Source organism: Streptomyces sp. NPDC051183, assembly GCF_040682455.1.
In the GTDB taxonomy this organism is placed as follows: Bacteria; Actinomycetota; Actinomycetes; order Streptomycetales; family Streptomycetaceae; genus Streptomyces.
This window is the reverse complement of the sequence record NZ_JBFBBA010000018.1, coordinates 98,593-116,704: the sequence shown is the minus strand read 5'-3', so window position 1 is coordinate 116,704 and position 18,112 is coordinate 98,593. Positions and strand designations below refer to the sequence as shown.

The following is an 18,112-nucleotide window of genomic DNA, read 5'->3' as shown; positions in this document are numbered from 1 at the left end:
GGTGTTGCGGAACACTGCGACCTGGCCTACCGGTCCGAGAAGACAGGGTATGGGATGGGATCGCCAGAATCGAGCAAGGGTTCGCCCGGCAGGGGCCCGGTGCTCCTCGCACTCCGCTACTACGGACGGGAGTTGACCCGGCTCCGCCTGCTGACGGCGCCCGCGATGCTGTGCCCGGCGCTGGGCAACATCGGCATCAACTACATCGCTCCGCTGGTCATCGCGAAGCTTGTCGGCCGCATCGCCGGCGAGGGCGGGGACGGGGGCGGCGCAACCGGCATCGGCTGGGCGCTGCCCTACGTCCTCGGCCTGGCCGGGGTCCTGCTGCTCGGCGAGGGACTGTGGCGCATCGGACTGCACTTCCTGAACCGCCTCGACGCCCGCGGCATCGAGCACCTCTACGTGATCGGCATGGACGAACTGTTCGCGAAGGACGCCGCGTTCTTCCACGACAACTTCGCAGGATCACTGACCAAACGGGTCCTCAGCTTCGCCTCCCGCTTCGAGGAGTTCGTCGACACGCTGACCTTCTCGGTCCTGGGCAGCTTCGTGCCCCTGCTGTTCGCATCGGTCGTGCTGTGGCAGTACGACCCGCTGCTCGTGGCCGGACTCCTGGCGATGATCACACTGACGGCGGTGGGCGTCGCGCCCCTGATCCGCCGCCGCCAGGCGCTCGTCGCCCAGCGCGAGGAGGCCATCGCCCGGGTGTCGGGTCACGTCGCCGACAGCCTGATGAACATGGACACCGTGCGCTCCTTCGGCGCCGAGGCGCGGGAGGCCGCGGAACACCGCTCCCGCGTCGCGGAATCGCGGCGGCTCACGCTGCGTTCGTGGGACTACGGCAACCTGCGCATCGACACGCTGGTCGCGCCGATGTCCGTACTGACCAACGTACTGGGCCTGTTGCTCGCCATCGCCCTCGGCGGGGGTGAGCACGGTGTGGAGGCGGTCATCGTCGCCTTCACCTACTACGCCAGCGCGACGCGGATCATGTTCGAGTTCAACCAGATCTACCGCCGCCTGGAGAGCTCGATGACGGAGGCCGCGCAGTTCACCGAACTGCTCCTGGAGCCGCCGACCGTCCTCGATCCGCCCTCCCCGGAACCCCTGCCGACGAAGGCCGCCGACGTGCGCTTCGAAGGGGTGACCTTCGCCCACGGGGGCGCCGAGCCGCTCTTCGAGGTACTCGACCTGGCCGTGGCCGGGGGCGCGAAGATCGGCCTCGTCGGCCGGTCCGGGGGCGGGAAGACGACCCTCACCCGGCTGTTGCTGCGGATGACGGACATCGACGCGGGCCGGATCATGATCGGCGGGCAGGACATCAGCAAGCTGCGCCAGGCCGAGCTGCGCGGCCTGATGGCCTACGTCCCGCAGGACCCGGCGATGTTCCACCGCACCCTGCGGGACAACATCGCCTTCGCCCGGCCGGACGCCACCGACGCCGAGATCCGCCGCGCGGCCGAAGCCGCGCACGTCACGGAGTTCGCCGATGCGCTCCCCGACGGCTTCGACACCATGGTCGGCGAACGCGGGGTGAAGCTGTCCGGCGGGCAGCGCCAGCGGGTCGCCCTGGCCAGGGCGATCCTGCGCGACGCGCCGATCCTGCTGCTCGACGAGGCGACCAGTGCCCTGGACTCCGAGAGCGAGATCCTCGTACAGGACGCGCTGTGGCGGCTCATGGAAGGGCGGACGGCGCTCGTGGTGGCGCACCGGCTCAGCACGGTCGCGGGCATGGACCGGCTCGTCGTCCTCGACCGCGGACGCATCGTCGAGCAGGGAACCCACCAGGAACTGCTCGACGCACACGGCGCCTACGCGAAGCTCTGGCAGCACCAGTCCGGCGGCTTCCTCGACGACACCCCCGCGCGGGCCGACCTGAAACGCTGAGCCCCGACGCGGCACTAGGCATCGCCCGGAGAGTGCAACTCGCCCGTCCGCGCGACGCGCCCGTACCAGTGCGCCAGGCCGCGCGTTACGACCGCCTCGTCGCCTCCTCCGAGGCCAAGCGCAACCTCGCCGCCGGTATCGCCCCGGACGTCGGCGGGGAGCGGGGCCACTGGCGCCCGGCCCGGCTGCTGGCGGACCTGCCGCACGACGACCCGGCGGTCACGGAGGAGGTCTTCGGCCCCCTGCTCACCGTCCAGCGGGCGGACGGCGTGGAGGCGGCGCTGGCCCTTGCCAACAGCGTCCCGCAGGCGCTCGCGGCCAGTGTGTGGACCACGGACCTACGGGCCGGCCTGGACCTGGTCGCGCGCCTGAACGCGGGCGAGGCCTGGGTCAACTGCCATCTGGTGCAGACGGCGGAACTCCCGCACGGGGGCCGGGGCGCGTCCGGCCACGGCACCGACCTGAGCGTCCTGGCCCTGCACGAGTACCAGCGGCCCAAAACGGTGACCGTACGGGTGACCCCGTAGAATGGGAACATGAGTACGAATGCGGGGGAGGTCCGGCCGGCGCCGAGTCCGCGGCTCACCGGGGACGAGCTGGCCCGGTGGTACTGGACCCTTGAGGAACTGACCGGACTGGCACGGGAGATGGGCGTGCCCCGGGGCGGCGGCAAGGCGGTGCTGACCCGGCGGCTGCGGGCGGCGCTGGACGGGCTGCCCGTGGAGCCGGTGGTCCGCCGGGCGCCCGCGGGGCGGCAGTTGGCCGCGCCCGTCGACGGGCGGACCGTGATCCCCGAAGGGCAGCGGTGCAGCCAGGTGCTGCGGGAGTTCTTCCGCCGGGAGATCGGTCCGGGCTTCCACTTCGACGCGTACATGCGCGAGTACGTGGCCCGCGGCGCGGGCCGTACCCTCGCCGAGGCGGTGGACCACTGGCACGCCACGCGCGCCCGCGCCGCCGAACCGCAGGAGGTGGGCGCCCAGTTCGAGTTCAACCGGTTCCTGCGCGACTGGCACGCGGAGCACCCGGAGGGCTCGCGGGACCAGGCGCTGACGGCTTGGCGGGAGCACCGGGACCGGCCCAGGACCGCGTGATCCGCAGGGCCGCTGCCGTCCTCAGGGCCGGAGGGCGGCGATGATCTCGTCGGTCGTGGCGACCTTGCCGATGCGCGGGAAGATCTTGCCGAAGCTGTGCGCGTGCGAGTCGGCGTCGAGGTCGGCGGTGGCGTCCTCGGCGAAGACGAGCCGGTAGCTGTTCTCCCAGGCGGTACGGGCGGTGGACTCGACGCCGACGCTGGTGGAGATCCCGGCGAGCACGATGCGGTGGATGCCGCGGCGGCGCAGCTGGAGGTCGAGCTCCGTACCGGTGAAGGCGCCCCAGTGCCGCTTGGTGACGACGACGTCGCCGAGGGCGGCGAGCTCGGCGGGGATCTCGGAGAACGCGGCGGGCGGCGCGGTGGCCGGGCCCGGCCGGTCGACCTCCGAGGTGGGCAGGTCGCCGCCGTCGGGCGACCAGGCGACCCTGACCAGGACCACGGGCAGCTTGCGGGCGCGGAAGGCCTCGGCGAGCGCGACGCCCTTCTCCAGGACTTCGGCGGCGGGCCTGGCGGTCGGCAGCGCCAGGATCCCGTTCTGCAGGTCGATCAGAACCAGGGCGGTGTCCTCGCCGAGGGTCAGGCTGGGGCTCATCGGTTTCCCTTCGGGTGGTGCCACGTCCGTGTCCGTGGGGCGTGCGGGTGGGTCAGTCCTCGGCGAGGCGCCGCAGCAGCGGTACCGCCCCGGCCAGCAGCTGCTGCTCCGCCGGGGTCAGCCGCTCGGCGATCAGCTCGGCGATCCGCCCGTGTCCGGCCCTGCGGCGCTCGTCCACCAGGGTCTGCCCCTCGGCGGTGAGCGTGACGAACATCCGGCGGCCGTCGGTGGGATGGGGGATGCGGGTGACGTAGCCGTCGGCCTGTAGTGCGTTCACGGTGGCGATGACCGACTGGGGCCGGATCTTCTCGGCGCGCGCCAGGTCCGAGGCCGTGGACGGGCCGGTCCGGTCGAGCCGCTTGAGCACGGACATCTGGGACAGGCTCACCCCGCCGCTCGTGGCCCCGCGCATCTGCCGCACCAGCATGCCGATCGCGTGCTGCAACTCCTCCGCGATGTCGCGGGGCTCGGCGGTGTCGGCTTCCGGAACGGGCATGATTCGACACTACGGGACATACAGCCAAACTTGCAAGGAAGCCTTACGACTATTGCGGGCCTGACCGTGCTGCTCAGGCGGGCTCCGGCAGGCGGCGGGCCAGGGCCCAGGCCGCCAGGGGGAGGACGGCCAGGGGCAGCAGGGCGGTGTGCAGGGAGGAGGCGTCCGCGGCGGCGCCGATCAGCGGTCCGGTGAGACCGCCGACGCTGACCGTCAGGCCCAGGGTGACTCCGCTCGCCGTGCCCATGCGCGTCGGCAGGTAGTCCTGGCCCAGGGTGACCTGGAGGGAGAACGGCACGTACAGCGCGGCGGCGGCCAGCGCCGCGCACACGTACACGAGGGGGAGCGGAAGGAAGAGGACGCCGGCGATGGCGGGCCCGGCGGCCGCGTAGGCCCGGTGCACGATCGTGACCCGGCCCCAGCGGGTGGCGAGCCGACCGCCGAGCAGGGTGCCGACGGCGCTCCCCGCGAACAGGGCGAACAGGGCCACGGCGCCCGCGGTCCCGCTCCCGCCGCGCTCGCGGACGTACAGCGCGATGAAGGTGCTGAGGCCGATGAAGACGACCGACCGGACGATGACGACCAGGGTGAGCCGCAGGAACGCCCGCAGGTCCTCGGGGCCGGGCGGCCGGGTCCCGCCGCCCTGCCCGCCCGGATTCGGTCCGGCGGCGGAACGCCCCGGCCGCGGCGGCCGGTTGAGGAACACCCCGAGGGCCGCCGGGAGCGCCAGCAGCCACCAGCCCGCCGGGCCGGACACCGACAGCGCTCCCGCGACGAGCAGCGGCGCGCAGGCGAAGCCGATGTTGCCGCCGAGCGCGAACCAGCTCATCGCGCCGTGCCCGGCCCCGCCGACGGTGCGTACCAGCCGGGCCGCCGCGGGATGGTAGGCCGCGACGCCCAGCCCGGACAGCGCCACGGCCGCCAGCGTGGCCCAGTAGCCCGCGTCCAGGCCCACCAGCGCCACACCGAGTCCGGCGGCCGCCGTGGCCAGCGGTATCAGCCAGGGCATCGGCCGCCGGTCGGCCAGGGCGCCGAACAGCGGCTGCACCACGGAGGACAGGAGCGAGGCGGCGAGCACGATGCCGGACGCGGCGGCGTATCCGTACCCGCGCTCGGCGACGAGGAAGGGGACGAGCGCGGCGACGGAGCCCTGGTACACGTCCACGCACGAGTGCCCGGCCGAGAAGGCGGCGGTGCGCCCCCGGGCGGCGGCCGGCCCACTCCTCGCAGGGGTCGCACCAGCGGTGCCGGCGGACGGCGCAGCAGGCTTCTCGCCATGCTTCTCGGCATGCTTTCCGGCAGGCATTTCGGCAGGGTCCCGTACGGGATTCGTTGAGGTCACCGGTCGAGAATCGCCCTCGCCGCGGGCATCCCGCTTCCGATAAATTGCCGGGTGATGCAGAAGATCCGCCACACCCCGAGGGCCGCGACCAGCATCCGCGAGCTCGACACCCACCGCGGGATCGACCCGCACCGTCACGACGACCACCAGATCGCCTACGCCGGTTCCGGGGTCCTGTCCATCACCACCGACGCCGGTACCTGGGTGGCCCCCGCGACCCGGGCGCTGTGGATCCCCGCCGGAACGGTGCACGAGCACCGCGCCTACGGCCGCACCGACCTGCACAGCGTGGGCCTGCCGGTCCACCTGAACCCGCTCGGCCTCTCGGCCCCCGCCGTGCTCGCCGTCGGCCCGCTGCTGCGCGAGCTGATCCTGGCCTACACGCGGGCCCCCGACGACGGCAGCGCCCAGCGGCGCAGGATGCGCGGGGTGCTGCTCGACCAGTTGCGGGCCTCACCGCTGCAACCGCTGCACCTGCCGGCCCCCGCGGACCCGCGGCTCGCGGCGGTGTGCGCGCTGCTGTACGCGGACCCGGCCGATCCGCGCGGGCTGGCCGCGCTCGGTACCGCGGCGGGGGCCGGGGCGGGGGAGCGGACGCTGAGCCGGCTGTTCCGCGCCGAGCTGGGGATGACCTTCCCGCAGTGGCGGACCCAGCTGCGGCTGCACCGGGCCCTGCGGCTGCTCGCCGTGGGAACCCCGGTGACGGCGGTCGCGCACCGCTGCGGCTGGGCCTCGGCGAGCGCCTTCATCGACGTCTTCCGCCGGGCCTTCGGGCACACGCCCGGGGCGCACCTGCGCGAGCTCCCGTAACGGAACGTCCGCACTCCATGTTGGTCCGCACTACATACTGGCCGGTGTGAATGCCGAAGACGACACAGTCCTGTGTGACACCGAAGGCCGGACGGCGGTCATCACCCTCAACCGTCCCCGGGCCCTCAACGCCCTCACCCACCCCATGGTGTTGCGCATCGACGAGGCCCTGACCGCCTGGGATCACGACCCGGCCGTCGCCCAGGTCCTCATCCGGGGCGCGGGCGAGCGGGGACTGTGCGCGGGCGGGGACATCCGGGCCATCCACGACGACGCCAAGGCGGGCACCAGCGCCTCGGCCGACTTCTGGCGGGACGAGTACCGGCTCAACGCCCGGATCGCCCGCTACCCGAAGCCCTACGTGGCCCTCATGGACGGCATCGTGATGGGCGGCGGGGTCGGGGTATCGGCCCACGGGAGCGTCCGGATCGTCACCGAACGCTCCCGCGTCGCCATGCCCGAGACCGGCATCGGCTTCGTCCCCGACGTCGGGGGCACGCACCTGCTGGCCCGTGCCCCCGGCCTGCTCGGAGTCCACCTGGCCCTCACCGGCTCCGCCGTCGGCGCGGCCGACGCGCTGCTGTGCGGGCTCGCCGACCACTTCGTGCCCGCCGCCCTGCTCCCCGGGCTGACGGCCGAGCTCGCGCTGCTGCCCGTACGCGAGGTGCTGGAGCGCTACGCCGCACCCGCGCCCGGCGGTGTGCTCCACGAGCAGCGCGAGTGGATCGACCACTGCTACGCCGCGGACTCGGTGGAGGAGATCGTGGAGCGGCTGCTCGCGTACGGCGACCCGGCCGCCAAGGAGACCGCCGAGCTGATCCTGGCCAAGTCCCCGACCGCGCTCAAGGTGACCCTCGCCGCCGTGCGCCGGGCCGGTGCGCTCGGGACGCTGGAGCGGGTGCTCGCCCAGGAGTTCCGGGTCTCGTGCCACGCGCTGCGCACGCCGGACCTGGTGGAGGGGATCCGGGCCCAGGTCGTGGACAAGGACCGGCGGCCGCGCTGGTCCCCGGCGGCGCTCGCCGGGGTGTCCGGCGCGGACGTGGCCCGCTTCCTCACCCCGCTCGGGGACGCGGTGGAACTCCCCTTCCCGGAGGCCGACTCCACCCTCGGCTGAGCGGCGAGGGCGTGCGCCGGGGCTACGAGGCCACGTACTCCCGGAGGTGCCGGGCGGTCAGCGTGTCCGACCCGGCCACCAGCGCCGCCGGTGTGCCCTCGAAGACGACCTCGCCGCCGTCGTGGCCGCCGTGCGGACCGATGTCGATCAGCCAGTCGGCGTGCGCCATCACCGCCTGGTGGTGCTCGATGACGATGACCGAGTTGCCGTCGTCGACGAGCCGGTCCAGCAGCGCGAGCAGCTTGTCCACGTCGGCCATGTGCAGTCCGGTCGTGGGCTCGTCCAGGATGTAGGTCGAGGACTTCTCCGCCATGTTGATGGCGAGCTTGAGCCGCTGGCGTTCGCCGCCGGACAGGGTGTTCAGCGGCTGCCCCAGCCGCAGGTAGCCGAGGCCCACGTCGGCGAGCCGGCCGAGGATCGCCCGCGCCTGCCCGGTGGCGAAGAACTCGTACGCCTCCGCCACCGGCATGTCGAGCACCTCGCTGATGTTCTTGCCGCGCAGCAGGTACGTGAGCACCTCGGGCGTGAAGCGCTTGCCCTCGCACTCCTCGCACACCGAGGCCACCCCGGCCATCATCGCCAGGTCCGTGTAGACCAGGCCGAGGCCGTTGCACTTCGGGCAGGCGCCTTCCGAATTCGCGCTGAACAGCGCCGCCTTGACGCCGTTGGCCTTCGCGAAGGCGGTCCTGATCGGGTTCAACAGGCCTGTGTACGTGGCCGGGTTGGACCGGCGCGAGCCGCGGATCGGCGACTGGTCGGCCACGGTCACCCCCTCCCGACCCGCCAGGTAGCCGTGGATCAGCGAGCTCTTGCCGGAGCCCGCCACCCCGGTCACCACCGCGAGCACGCCGAGCGGCACGTCCACGCTGACGTCCTTGAGGTTGTGCAGGTCGGCGTCCTTGATCGACAGGTGGCCGCGCGGTGTGCGCACCGACTCCCGCAGCCGCGCCCGGTGTTCGAGGTGGCGGCCGGTGAGGGTGCCGGACGTGCGCAGCCCGGCCACGTCCCCGCTGTAACAGAGCTGCCCGCCGGCCGTGCCCGCGCCGGGGCCGAGGTCGACGACGTGGTCGGCGATGGCGATGACCTCGGGCTTGTGCTCGACGACCAGCACGGTGTTGCCCTTGTCGCGCAGCCGCAGCAGCAGGTCGTTCATGCGCTGGATGTCGTGCGGGTGCAGGCCGGTGGTCGGCTCGTCGAAGACGTACGTGATGTCCGTGAGCGAGGATCCGAGGTGGCGGACCATCTTCACCCGCTGGGCCTCGCCGCCGGACAGCGTCCCGGACTGCCGGTCGAGGCTGAGGTAGCCGAGGCCGATCTCGACGAGGGAGTCCAGCAGGTCCCGCAGGCCGGCCAGCAGGGGCGCGACCCCGGGGTCGTCGATCCGCCGGACGAAGGCGGCGAGGTCGCTGATCTGCATGGCCGAGCAGTCGGCGATGTTCACGCCGCCGATCCGAGAGGAGAGCGCGGCGGCCGAGAGCCGGGTGCCGGCGCAGTCGGGGCAGTCGGCGAAGATCACGGCGCGGTCCACGAACGCCCGGATGTGGGACTGCATGGACTCGCGGTCCTTGGAGAGGTAGGTCCGCTGGATCTTGGTGATCAGGCCCTCGTAGGTGAAGTTGTTGGAGCCGACCTTCACCTTCACCTGGTCCTTGTGCAGGAAGTCGGCCCACTCCTGCTCCGTGAAGTCCTTCAGCTTCGCGTCGGGGGAGTAGAAGCCGCTGTTCGCCATGATCTGCCAGTACCAGGAGTCCACGGCGAAGCCGGGCACGGTGATCGCGCCCTCGTTGAGGGAGAGTTCGCGGTCGACGAGCTGGTCCACCGCGATGTCGGACACCTGGCCGATGCCCTCGCAGTGCGGGCACATGCCGTCGGGGGTGTTGAAGCTGAAGGCGCTGGAGGTGCCGATGTGCGGGGCGCCGAGCCGGGAGAAGACGATCCGCAGCATCGTGTAGGCGTCGGTGGCGGTGCCCACGGTGGAGCGGGAGTTCGCTCCCATCCGCTCCTGGTCGACCACGATCGCGGCGCTCAGGTTGTGCAGTCCGTCCACGTCGGGGCGGCCCAGGCTCGGCATGAACGACTGGATGAAGGCCGTGTACGTCTCGTTGATCATGCGCTGCGATTCGGCGGCGATGGTGCCGAAGACGAGCGAGGACTTGCCGGAGCCGGAGACGCCGGTGAAGACGGTGAGCCGGCGCTTGGGGATGTCCAGGGATATGTCCCGCAGATTGTTCTCCCGGGCTCCGCGGACCTGGATGACCTGGTGACTGTCGGCGGTGATCTGCACGGAACTCCTCGCGGTGGCGGTGTTTCGGCTTACTTTATACATTGTACTCTATACGTCGTAGTGAGTTTCTAGGGAGATCGAATGGCGAAGGACCGGAGCGGCGCGGGAGACCCCGTCCGCACCCTGGAGCTGCTGTGGCGCGAGCCGGGGGAGGGGGCGAGGCCCGGGCGGCGCGGCCCGCGGCAGGGGCTGAGCGTGGACGCCGTCGTCCTGGCCGCCACCGCCCTCGCCGACGAGGAGGGGCTCGCCTCGGTGACGATGCGCGCGCTGGCCCAGCGGCTCGGCGTCACCCCGATGACGCCCTACACCTACGTCCCCGGCAAGGCCGAGCTGCTCGACCTCATGCTCGACGACGCGTACAAGGGCATGGCGCGCTCGGAGGGCCCCGGGGGCGGCGGAGCGGGAGCCGCCGGTACCGGAGCGGGCGCCGAGGGTGGCGCGGAGCCGTGGCGGGCGAGGATCACCCGAGTCGCCGAGGACAACCGGGCCCTGCTCCTGCGCCACCCCTGGATCGCCGACCTCGCCGTCACCCGCCCGCCGCTCGGCCCGGGGGTGATCGGCAAGTACGAGTACGAGCTGGCGGCCTTCGACGGCATCGGGCTGACCGACGCGGAGATGGACGCCGCCCTGACCCACCTCCTCGGCTTCGTCCACGCGAACGCCCTGGCGGCAGCGGACGCGGCCGCCCACAACAGCCGCCAGAGCGACGAGGAGTGGTGGGCCGTCAGCGCTCCGCTCCTGGAGCGGGCCATGGACCCCGGGCGCTACCCGCTGGGCGTGCGCGTCGGCAGCACGGTGGGCGCGTACGACCCCGCAGCCGTATGGGAGTTCGGCCTGCGGTGCGTCCTGGACGGACTGGCCCGGCTGATCGACTCGCGGGCCGGACAGCCGTAGCCGGCAGCGGGACCGCGGGTGATCAGCGGTAGCCGGTGACGTCCGCCGGGCGGCCCGGGTCCTGGACCTCGACCATGTACCGCCAGGCGTCCGGACGGCTGCCGTCGAGATCCGTGAAGCCGTAGACCCCGGCGAGCTGACCACTGGAGAGGGACTGCCCGTTCCAGCGCGACACCTCCGGGTCGGCAGCCAGCGCCGCCACCGCACGCCCCACGTAAGAGGGGGTCTCGGAGATCGCGAAGTGCGGAACCTTCTCCAGGGCGTCACGCCAATTGGCCTCGGTCACACCGAAGGTGTCCAGCATCATCTCCGAACGCAGCCAGCCGGGCGTCAGCGCCAGCGCCGTCGCGCCCCGCGGCCCCAGCTCGTGCCCGAGCGCGAACGCCATGCGCAGCACCGCCGACTTGGCGATGTCGTAGAAGAACGACACCCGGTAGCGGCTCGCGTTGTACTCGGCCGTCCCGTCCGTCATCTCCACCACCAGCCCGCCGCCCGGCCCGCGCAGCAGCAGCGGCAGCGCGTAGTGGCTGGTCACGGCATGGGTCTCCACCGCGAGCCGCAACAGCCGCAGCCCCTTGTCCAGGTCGTGCTCCCAGACCGTGCTCTCCCACTCGAAGAGCAGCTCACCGCCCCAGATGTCGTTCACCAACACGTCCAGGCGGCCCTGCTCGGCATCGATCCGCCCGACGAGAGCCTCGACCTGCGCGGGCACCAGATGGTCCGTGACCACCGCGATCCCCTGCCCGCCCGCCGCCGTCACCAGCTCCGCGGTCTCCTCGATCGTCTCCGGCCTGTCGTACTCCGAGCGGTGGCCGCGCGTGCTGCGTCCCGTCACGTACACGGTCGCGCCCCGCGCGCCGAGCTCGACCGCGATGCCCCGCCCCGCGCCCCGCGTGGCCCCCGCCACCAGGGCCACCCTGCCTTCGAGAGTCTGCTGTGCCTGCGCCATGCTCCGACCCTACGTCGCCCGCGCCCGCCCGGCACGGCAATGCGGGCCCGCGCGTACGGGTGGCCGGAACGGCGGTCTTTCGCGCGGACCCGGGGCTGGGTACGACTGGGGCCCGTGTCCTGCCCGCGACCCCAGGGAGACGTGCCCCCGATGAGCGCACCCGGTATGACGAGCTTCGACGAGATCTACGGACTGCCCGACCCCCGGGGATACTTCACCGGGCTCGAACCGTACGGATACCAGACCCCGCACCATGCACAGGCGGTGTTCCGCGCCCTCACCGGCCGCGAACTCCCGCCCGGACGCTCGGCGATGCTCGACCTGTGCTGCTCCTACGGGATCAACGCCGCGCTCGTCAACCACGACGTGACCCTGGAGGAGCTGTACGAGCGCTACACCTCGGCGAAGACCGCCGAACTGACCACCGCCGAACTCATCGAATGGGACCGCGAGTTCTACGCCTCCCGGCGGCGCCCCGACGCCGTCCGGGCCATCGGCGTCGACGTGTCGGGGCCCGCCGTCGCCTACGCGCTGTCCGTCGGCCTCCTCGACGAGGGGTACTGCGAGAACCTGGAGACCGCCGAACCCGGTACGGGCCTGCGCCGGGCGGCCGCCGGAGCCGGGCTGATCACCGTCACCGGCGGCGTCAGCTTCCTCTCCGAGCGCACCTTCGGGCGGCTGTTCACCGCCGCCGGCCGGCCGGTCCCGGTGGCCGCCTTCGTGCTGCGCACCCACGACTACCGGCCGATCGCCGAGTGCCTGCGCTCGTACGGGCTCGCCGTCGAGCGCTCCACCGCCACCCACCCGCAGCGGCGCTTCACCGACCCGCAGGAGCAGCGGATCGCGGTCGAGACCGTCACCGCCCTCGGCGAGGACCCGGCCGGGAAGGAGTCCGCGGGGTACTTCCACACGCGGCTGCACCTGGCCCGCTGACCCGCCGGCCCGCGCGGAGCCGGTACACGCCGACCGCGCCGACCGCGGCCAGGACCAGCAGCAGACCGCCGGCCGCCGCCGCGAGCGCCGGGCCGGGTCCCCACAGGGTCCAGGCCGCCCCGAACAGCAGCGACGCCGCGAACCGGGACACGGCCTGCACGGTCTGCAGCACCGCGAGCCCGGTCGCGCGCAGCCCGTCCGGCAGCAGCGGCCCGGCAGCGGCCATCAGCACCCCGTCGGTGGCGGCGTAGAACAGCCCGAGGAGGCCGAGGACGCCGACGACCAGCAGGGGCCCGGCGGGCAGCGGCGCCAGGAGCAGCAGGCAGGCGCCGAGCAGCAGTGCGTGGCCGCCGAGGAACACCCGGTGGCGCCCCCGCCGGTCGGCGAGCCGGCCGGCGGGCAGCGCCGCCAGCAGGAACACCGCGGCCGTACCGACGGGCAGCAGCGGGAAGTAGACGGCCGGCAGGTCGAGCCGGCGCTGGAGCAGCAGGTAGAGGAAGGCGTCGCCCACGGTGAACAGGCCCAGCGCGGCGGCGGTCAGGCACAGCGCCCCCAGGCCGGGGACGCGCAGCAGCGTCCGCAGGGCCGGGGCGGGCGCGGGCGCGGCGGCGGGCGCCGGCGCGGGGGCCTCCCGTACGAACAGCGCGAGCAGCACCACCCCGAACACCGCGACGCACGCGCTCACGGTGAACACGGCGCCGTACCCGTCCACCGCCACCCACAGCACCCCGAACGCGGCCAGCGGCCCCAGCAGGGCACCGGCCGTGTCCAGGGCGCGGTGCACCCCGAAGGCCCGGCCCTGCTCCCCGGGCGGGCAGGACAGCGAGATCAGCGCGTCGCGGGGTGCGGTGCGCAGGCCTTTCCCGGTCCGGTCGGCGGCCAGCACCGCCGCCACCGACCAGGGGGTGGTGACGACGAGCAGGGCGGCCTTGCAGGCGGCGGAGAGTGCGTAGCCCGCGCCCGCGACCAGTTTGCGGCGGTGCGTGCGGTCCGCGACGCGGCCGCCGAGGATGCGCAGCAGCGCCGTGGCGCCCTGCTGGAGCCCGTCCAGGGCGCCGAAGGCCAAGGGGGTCATGCCGAGCCCGGCGACCAGGTACAGCGGCAGTACGGAGGTGACCATCTCGGCGGAGACATCCGTGACCATGCTGACCAGGCCGAGCACGATCACGGTCGCGGGGACCGGGGTGCGGCGGCCGGGCTGGGGGAGGCCCCGGGCGGCGTCGGCCGCCCGGCCGGCGGACAGGTACACGGATGTCTCCCTGGGTCGGTGTGTCAGAACCAGTTGAGGGTGAGGGGGAAGGTGGTGGTTGCGGTGGTGGGGGTGGTGTCGGTTGCGGTGGCGGTGATCTGGACGGTTCCGATGGCCCAGGGTTTGCCGGTGATGCGGCCGGTGTTGGTGTCGAGGGTGAGGCCGAAGGGGAGTCCGGTGGCGGTGTAGCGGGCGGGGGGTTTGCCGCCGGTGGTGGTGAGTTGGATGGTGCAGGTCTGGTTGAACTTGCAGGTCTGGGGGCCGGGGTTGGTGATCTTCAGATCACCGGGAGTCGGCGTGGGGGTGGGCGTCGGTGTAGGTGTCGGAGTGGGGGTCGGCGTCGGCGTCGGGGTCGTGCCGTCGAACACCTCGGTGATCGGCTGGACGTTGGCGGCGTTGCCCGCGTGCGTGGCCGTACCGAACAGGTCCTCGAACGTGCGCAGCAGGTGGTGGTGGTTGTACGCGGTCGCGTACTTGCCGGTCTTGACGTGCGCCCCGTAGAACACGGTGGCGATCTGGTTGGAGCCGAGGTAGTTGTCCTCGTCCCAGGTGAGCACCAGCAGGCTGTTGTTGGCCTTCGCCCACTGCGCGTAGGCGTCGAGGTTGTTCTTCGTCCAGGTGTCGCCCGTGCCCACCGAGCAGGAGTGCATGTCGTTGCACTGGTTCGGCACGATGAAAGACAGGTTCGGGAGCGCCGCGAAGTTGTTCTGCGGGAACTGGGCCCACGTCTTGCCGGTGTTGAGCGGGACGTTCTTGAAGGCGAACCACGGGTTGTGCTTCTGCGCGTACTGGCCGTTGGTGCACGCCGTGGAACCCTCGCTCGGCAGGTCCTCGTTGTACGTGGCGAAGGACTTGCCCGCCGCGATCACCTCTTGGCCGAGGTTGGCCGCGGTCATCGACTGGGGCGTGTAGCAGCCGTCTCCGGTGATGCCCTGGGTGGCGCCGGAGAACAGGTTGAAGTAGTTCGGCTGGCTGGGGTGGGTCAGCGCCTTCATGCCGGTCAGGCTCGCGCCGCCGTTCGCCAGCTGGTTGATGTAGGGGGCACCCGAGCTGCCGATGATCTCGCCGTACTGCTTGTTCTCGTACACCACCACGACCACGCGGTCGTACGAGGGCAGCCCGGCCGCGGCGCTGCCGGTGGCTGCGGCGGGGGCAGAGGCCGAAATCCCGACCGCCGCCTCCGAGTTGGCGATGGTGAAGGCGCCGAGCAGCCCGATGGCGCCCAGTCCTGCCACCAGTGCGGACCGGCGTGCCCGCCATCTTGAGGGGGTTTGCATGAGGTGGTTCCTCCTTGTTGTCGGTGAACTCGGTGGTGTCATTCCTCCCGCCGGGCCGCACCGGCCACGGCGATGTTCAGGAAGCGCGGTACGGGCCGGCCCCGGCCGCGGAAGTCCTCCGCGACCGCGGCCCGCACCGCCGTCAGGCGTGCCCCGGGCAGCAGCACGAGCACGCTGCGCCCCGGTCCCGGTCCCGGGCCGTGCCCGGGCGGCCAGGCGCTCAGCGCCCCGGCCCGGCGTGCGCAGGCCACCGCCCGAGCCAGATCCGCCTGCCGGTCGGCGGCCCCGGGGCCGCCGCGCACCGCCAGCAGCACCAGCCGCGCGCCCGTGGCCGCCGGGTCGAAGGCGACGTACCGCGGTGCGCGTCCTGCGCCGCCCGACAGCAGCGCCGTGCCGGGCCGGGCGAAGAGCACCGCCCGGCGCAGGGCTTCGTCCCCGTCCGGCAGCGTCCCGGCCAACAGCCGGGCCAGGCGCGCGCGGTCCGGCTCCTCGCCCGGCGGCGTGTGTACGTCGGCCACCGCGAGCGCCAGCGCGCAGTCGGCGGGCTCCGCCGTGGCCAGCCCGGCCGCGGGCGTGAGCGAGCCCTGCACGTGCAGGTCGGTGCCGCCGCGGCCGTAACCGGCGCGGGCCAGCGCCCGCAGCAGGGCGTACGGCCGCACGGCCCAGGCGGGGGCGTCGGGCACCGGCCCCGACAGGGTCAGCGGCAGATCGCAGCTGTCGGCGGGGTGGGCGAGGGAGCTGAGCCGTACCAGCCCGTCCGTACGGGGGGCGGCGGCCGCCGCCACGGGCCAACCGGCGGCGGCGACGAGCCCGGGCGACCCGAGGTGGAAGGCGTACGGGGCGCTCCACACGGCCCCGGGAGGCCGCCCGTGCGCGGCCTCCAGCGCGTACGCGACGAGCCGGAACAACGGATCGGCGGTAGCCCGCCGAGCCAACCCGCCTCCGGCGCGGTACGCGCCCTCCGCAGTGTCCGGGCGGTCCGGGCCGCCCCCGCCGGGTCCGGGCGGTGCTGCGGTGTCCCGGCGGCCCGGGTCGCCCTCGGCGGAGTCGGGGGCTTGGGCTGCGCCCCGGTGGGGGTAGTTGGCGGCGCGGTGGGTCGTGTCCGCGGCGGCCCGGCGGGCGGGGTCGCTTCCGACCGTGTGGGGTTCTGCGGGAGTGCGGTCCGCGGGGCGTCCGGCCGGTCGGGCCCGGGGCGGTGCTGAAGGAGCCGTGGGGTCGGGCCGGCGGGCGGTGGGGGGTGTCATGGGGTGTCCTTGCGGGCCAGGACCCGGTAGGCGTTGCCGCCGTCCGCGTGGTGGGCCGCTGCCGTGCGCAGGGCGTCCAGTACCGCCGCGCCGGCGAACAGCGGGAGCGCCGCCGCCCGTACGGCGCCGGCCAGGACGCGGGCCCGGGCCGTGGCCGGGGGAGCCCACGGGCGGTCCGGATCCGGGGCCAGCCGGGACGCCGTCAGGGCCACCGCCCCGAAGAAGTCGTTGCCCTGGTGGGCCGGGCCGTGCTCTTCGGACAGCACGGTGAACCCCCGGTCGGCCAGCGCCTCCCGCAGGTTCGCGGCAGGGATCAGGTGCTGGTGCTGCGGCTGGAACCAGGGCAGCCACGCGGGCCCCAGCAGCCGGGCCATCCGCGACTGCGGGTCGGGGACCTCGATGGTCAGGTGCCCGCCGGGGGCCAGAACCGCCGTCGCCGCGTCCAGTTCGGCGAGCGGCTCCCGGGTGTGCTCCAGGTAGTGGTACATGCTCACCACCTCGTACTGACCCGCCAGCTTCCCCGCGAACTCCGGGAACTGCCCCTGGAACCCGGTCTCCACCCACCCGCGCGCCTCCGCCCCGCGCACCCCGTCGCCCATGTCCAGGCCGTCGAAGCGGGTCCGCGGCCACACGGCGCGGGCGGCGTTGCAGAAGTGGCCGTGCCCGGTGCCGACATCGAGCCAGGACGCCGGGGCGGCGGAACCGGTGTACGGCCGGAGCATCTCGGCCCGACCCCGGTACGCCGCGCCGAGCCGCCCGAAGACGGTGCCCGCGCCCTCGCCACCGCGGCCGTCGTAGAAGTCGCGGTAGTAGAACTCCAGCCCCTCCGGGGTCAGTCGGGGGTTCTGGAAGACGTGCGCGCACCGCCCGCAGCGCTCCAGGGTGAAGCTCCCCGGCTTGCCCTGGAGCAGGTCCGGCACCGTGACCTGGACCGAGAGCTGCCGGGATCCGCACCACGGGCAGTCCGGGCGACGAGGTTCGAGGAACCGGTCGGTGCCGTCGGCCAGTTCGGCCCGGTACGCGGCAGCGGCCCGCGCGGAGTCGGCGTCGGCGCCGACGGCGGTACGCGCCCGATTCGCCGCCGCGACCGTACGCAGCCCGGCGCCCAGCGAACGCACCGGCCGGGCCGCCGTGGCCCGGGCCAGATCGGCGGGCCGCAACCCGGCCCCCGGCTCGCCGAGGGCCAGGTACGGCTGCAGCCAGTACAGCCCGGCCGCGGCCGCGCCCCACCCGCCCTGGCGTACGGCGGCACGCGCGAGCAGCGCCAGCCCCGCGAGCTGCGCCGCGGCCAGCGCCCCCGCGGGCAGGCCCTGGGCCCGCAGCTCGGCGACCCGCGCGGGACCGCTCGCCCCGGCCGGCCGGCCCGCGCTGAGCCCCGGAGCGATGACCAGCCCCGTCGAGTCCGCCGCATACTCCTTCAAACGGCGGAGCAGCGCGAGGAGTTCCGCGGGCTCCGGACGCGGCCCGTCCGTGACGCAGCCGGCCCGCGCGAGCACCTCCTCGGCGACGAGCACGGCGTACCCGGCCCCGCGCCCCTCGCCCAGCCGGTCCTCCCGGTAGCGCGCCGGGTCCACCAGCCGCAGCAGCCCCAGCGCCCGCTCGGCGGCCAGATCGCCCGGCAGCAGGTCCAGTACCCGCAGGCCCTCCCGTTCGGCGTACGCGCAGGCGGCCAGGAAGGTGGCGCCGTCCGCCTCGACCCCGCGCGCGGAGAGGAGCCGCCACCCGGCGGCCCGCGGAAGTCCGGCGGGGGCGGCCGGGGGCGCGGGCAGCACGGGCACCGCCCGCAGCCGTCGCCGCGCCCGCACGGTGCCCGCGCCGAGGGCGACGAGCGCCGCGGCACAGGCCCACGGGACCCGGGGGAACGGGGAGAGGGAGGGGAGAGAGGGGAGAGAGGGGAGGGAAGCGAGTGGGGGAAGAGGGGGGCGGGAGAGGAGCGGAGGGCGCGCGG

General features: G+C 73.8%; 16 protein-coding genes. 7 read left to right on the top strand and 9 right to left on the bottom strand.

What is annotated here, in order from left to right; all coding sequences use genetic code 11:
- Nucleotides 1-54: 54 nt before the first annotated feature.
- From AB0M99_RS18060 to AB0M99_RS18050, 3 genes are read left to right on the top strand one after another with little or no spacing between them, the layout of a single operon-like run.
- Complete coding sequence (locus tag AB0M99_RS18060; RefSeq protein ID WP_365921440.1) at nucleotides 55-1,887, top strand: ABC transporter ATP-binding protein; 1,833 nt, start codon at nucleotides 55-57, stop codon at nucleotides 1,885-1,887.
- Nucleotides 1,888-1,919: 32 nt separating this feature from the next.
- Nucleotides 1,920-2,414, top strand: a complete 495-nt coding sequence (locus AB0M99_RS18055; RefSeq protein ID WP_365921438.1) for an aldehyde dehydrogenase family protein — start codon at nucleotides 1,920-1,922, stop codon at nucleotides 2,412-2,414.
- Nucleotides 2,415-2,423: 9 nt separating this feature from the next.
- On the top strand, nucleotides 2,424-2,978 hold the full coding sequence (locus tag AB0M99_RS18050; RefSeq protein WP_365921436.1) for a DUF6434 domain-containing protein: 555 nt from the start codon (nucleotides 2,424-2,426) through the stop codon (nucleotides 2,976-2,978).
- A gap of 21 nt (nucleotides 2,979-2,999) precedes the next feature.
- Here AB0M99_RS18050 and AB0M99_RS18045 read toward each other — a convergent pair whose 3' ends face one another.
- From AB0M99_RS18045 to AB0M99_RS18035, 3 genes are all read right to left on the bottom strand, one after another.
- Nucleotides 3,000-3,572, bottom strand: a complete 573-nt coding sequence (locus tag AB0M99_RS18045) for a hydrolase (RefSeq protein WP_365921434.1) — start codon at nucleotides 3,570-3,572, stop codon at nucleotides 3,000-3,002.
- Between the two features lie 52 nt (nucleotides 3,573-3,624).
- On the bottom strand, nucleotides 3,625-4,068 hold the full coding sequence (locus tag AB0M99_RS18040) for a MarR family transcriptional regulator (RefSeq protein WP_365921432.1): 444 nt from the start codon (nucleotides 4,066-4,068) through the stop codon (nucleotides 3,625-3,627).
- Nucleotides 4,069-4,141: 73 nt separating this feature from the next.
- Entirely contained in the window at nucleotides 4,142-5,374 is a 1,233-nt protein-coding gene (locus tag AB0M99_RS18035) for an MFS transporter (protein WP_365921430.1), read from the bottom strand.
- 90 nt (nucleotides 5,375-5,464) lie between these two features.
- Here AB0M99_RS18035 and AB0M99_RS18030 point away from each other — a divergent pair, with 90 nt between their 5' ends.
- Both AB0M99_RS18030 and AB0M99_RS18025 read left to right on the top strand, forming a co-directional pair.
- Nucleotides 5,465-6,220, top strand: coding sequence for a helix-turn-helix domain-containing protein (locus AB0M99_RS18030; RefSeq protein WP_365921428.1), 756 nt, complete (start codon nucleotides 5,465-5,467; stop codon nucleotides 6,218-6,220).
- Nucleotides 6,221-6,266: 46 nt separating this feature from the next.
- A complete protein-coding gene (locus AB0M99_RS18025; RefSeq protein WP_365921426.1) occupies nucleotides 6,267-7,334 on the top strand; it encodes an enoyl-CoA hydratase/isomerase family protein in 1,068 nt (355 codons plus the stop codon).
- 22 nt (nucleotides 7,335-7,356) lie between these two features.
- On the opposite strand, the gene AB0M99_RS18020 is transcribed toward AB0M99_RS18025, so the two are convergent.
- Nucleotides 7,357-9,660, bottom strand: coding sequence for an excinuclease ABC subunit UvrA (locus tag AB0M99_RS18020; protein WP_365921424.1), 2,304 nt, complete (start codon nucleotides 9,658-9,660; stop codon nucleotides 7,357-7,359).
- 39 nt (nucleotides 9,661-9,699) lie between these two features.
- Between AB0M99_RS18020 and AB0M99_RS18015 the strand changes: the two genes are divergently transcribed.
- Nucleotides 9,700-10,512, top strand: a complete 813-nt coding sequence (locus AB0M99_RS18015) for a TetR/AcrR family transcriptional regulator (protein WP_365921422.1) — start codon at nucleotides 9,700-9,702, stop codon at nucleotides 10,510-10,512.
- 22 nt (nucleotides 10,513-10,534) lie between these two features.
- On the opposite strand, the gene AB0M99_RS18010 is transcribed toward AB0M99_RS18015, so the two are convergent.
- The gene (locus tag AB0M99_RS18010; protein WP_365921420.1) at nucleotides 10,535-11,461 is read right to left on the bottom strand and encodes an SDR family oxidoreductase; all 927 of its coding nucleotides are present in this window, start codon (nucleotides 11,459-11,461) and stop codon (nucleotides 10,535-10,537) included.
- Nucleotides 11,462-11,611: 150 nt separating this feature from the next.
- Between AB0M99_RS18010 and AB0M99_RS18005 the strand changes: the two genes are divergently transcribed.
- Nucleotides 11,612-12,394, top strand: coding sequence for a hypothetical protein (locus AB0M99_RS18005; RefSeq protein WP_365921418.1), 783 nt, complete (start codon nucleotides 11,612-11,614; stop codon nucleotides 12,392-12,394).
- Here the strand turns inward: AB0M99_RS18005 and AB0M99_RS18000 are convergent.
- The 4 genes from AB0M99_RS18000 to AB0M99_RS17985 are packed head-to-tail and all read right to left on the bottom strand — an operon-like array spanning nucleotide 12,318 to nucleotide 17,936.
- Complete coding sequence (locus AB0M99_RS18000) at nucleotides 12,318-13,643, bottom strand: MFS transporter (RefSeq protein ID WP_365921416.1); 1,326 nt, start codon at nucleotides 13,641-13,643, stop codon at nucleotides 12,318-12,320. The genes AB0M99_RS18005 and AB0M99_RS18000 overlap by 77 nt on opposite strands.
- Before the next feature lie 23 nt (nucleotides 13,644-13,666).
- Nucleotides 13,667-14,920 (bottom strand): alkaline phosphatase family protein, encoded by a 1,254-nt coding sequence (locus AB0M99_RS17995; protein ID WP_365921414.1) that lies wholly within the window; start codon nucleotides 14,918-14,920, stop codon nucleotides 13,667-13,669.
- 38 nt (nucleotides 14,921-14,958) lie between these two features.
- The gene (locus AB0M99_RS17990) at nucleotides 14,959-16,164 is read right to left on the bottom strand and encodes a galactokinase (protein ID WP_365921412.1); all 1,206 of its coding nucleotides are present in this window, start codon (nucleotides 16,162-16,164) and stop codon (nucleotides 14,959-14,961) included.
- Nucleotides 16,161-17,936 (bottom strand): class I SAM-dependent methyltransferase, encoded by a 1,776-nt coding sequence (locus AB0M99_RS17985; protein WP_365921410.1) that lies wholly within the window; start codon nucleotides 17,934-17,936, stop codon nucleotides 16,161-16,163. The genes AB0M99_RS17990 and AB0M99_RS17985 overlap by 4 nt, the downstream gene beginning before the upstream one ends.
- Nucleotides 17,937-18,112 lie beyond the last annotated feature (176 nt).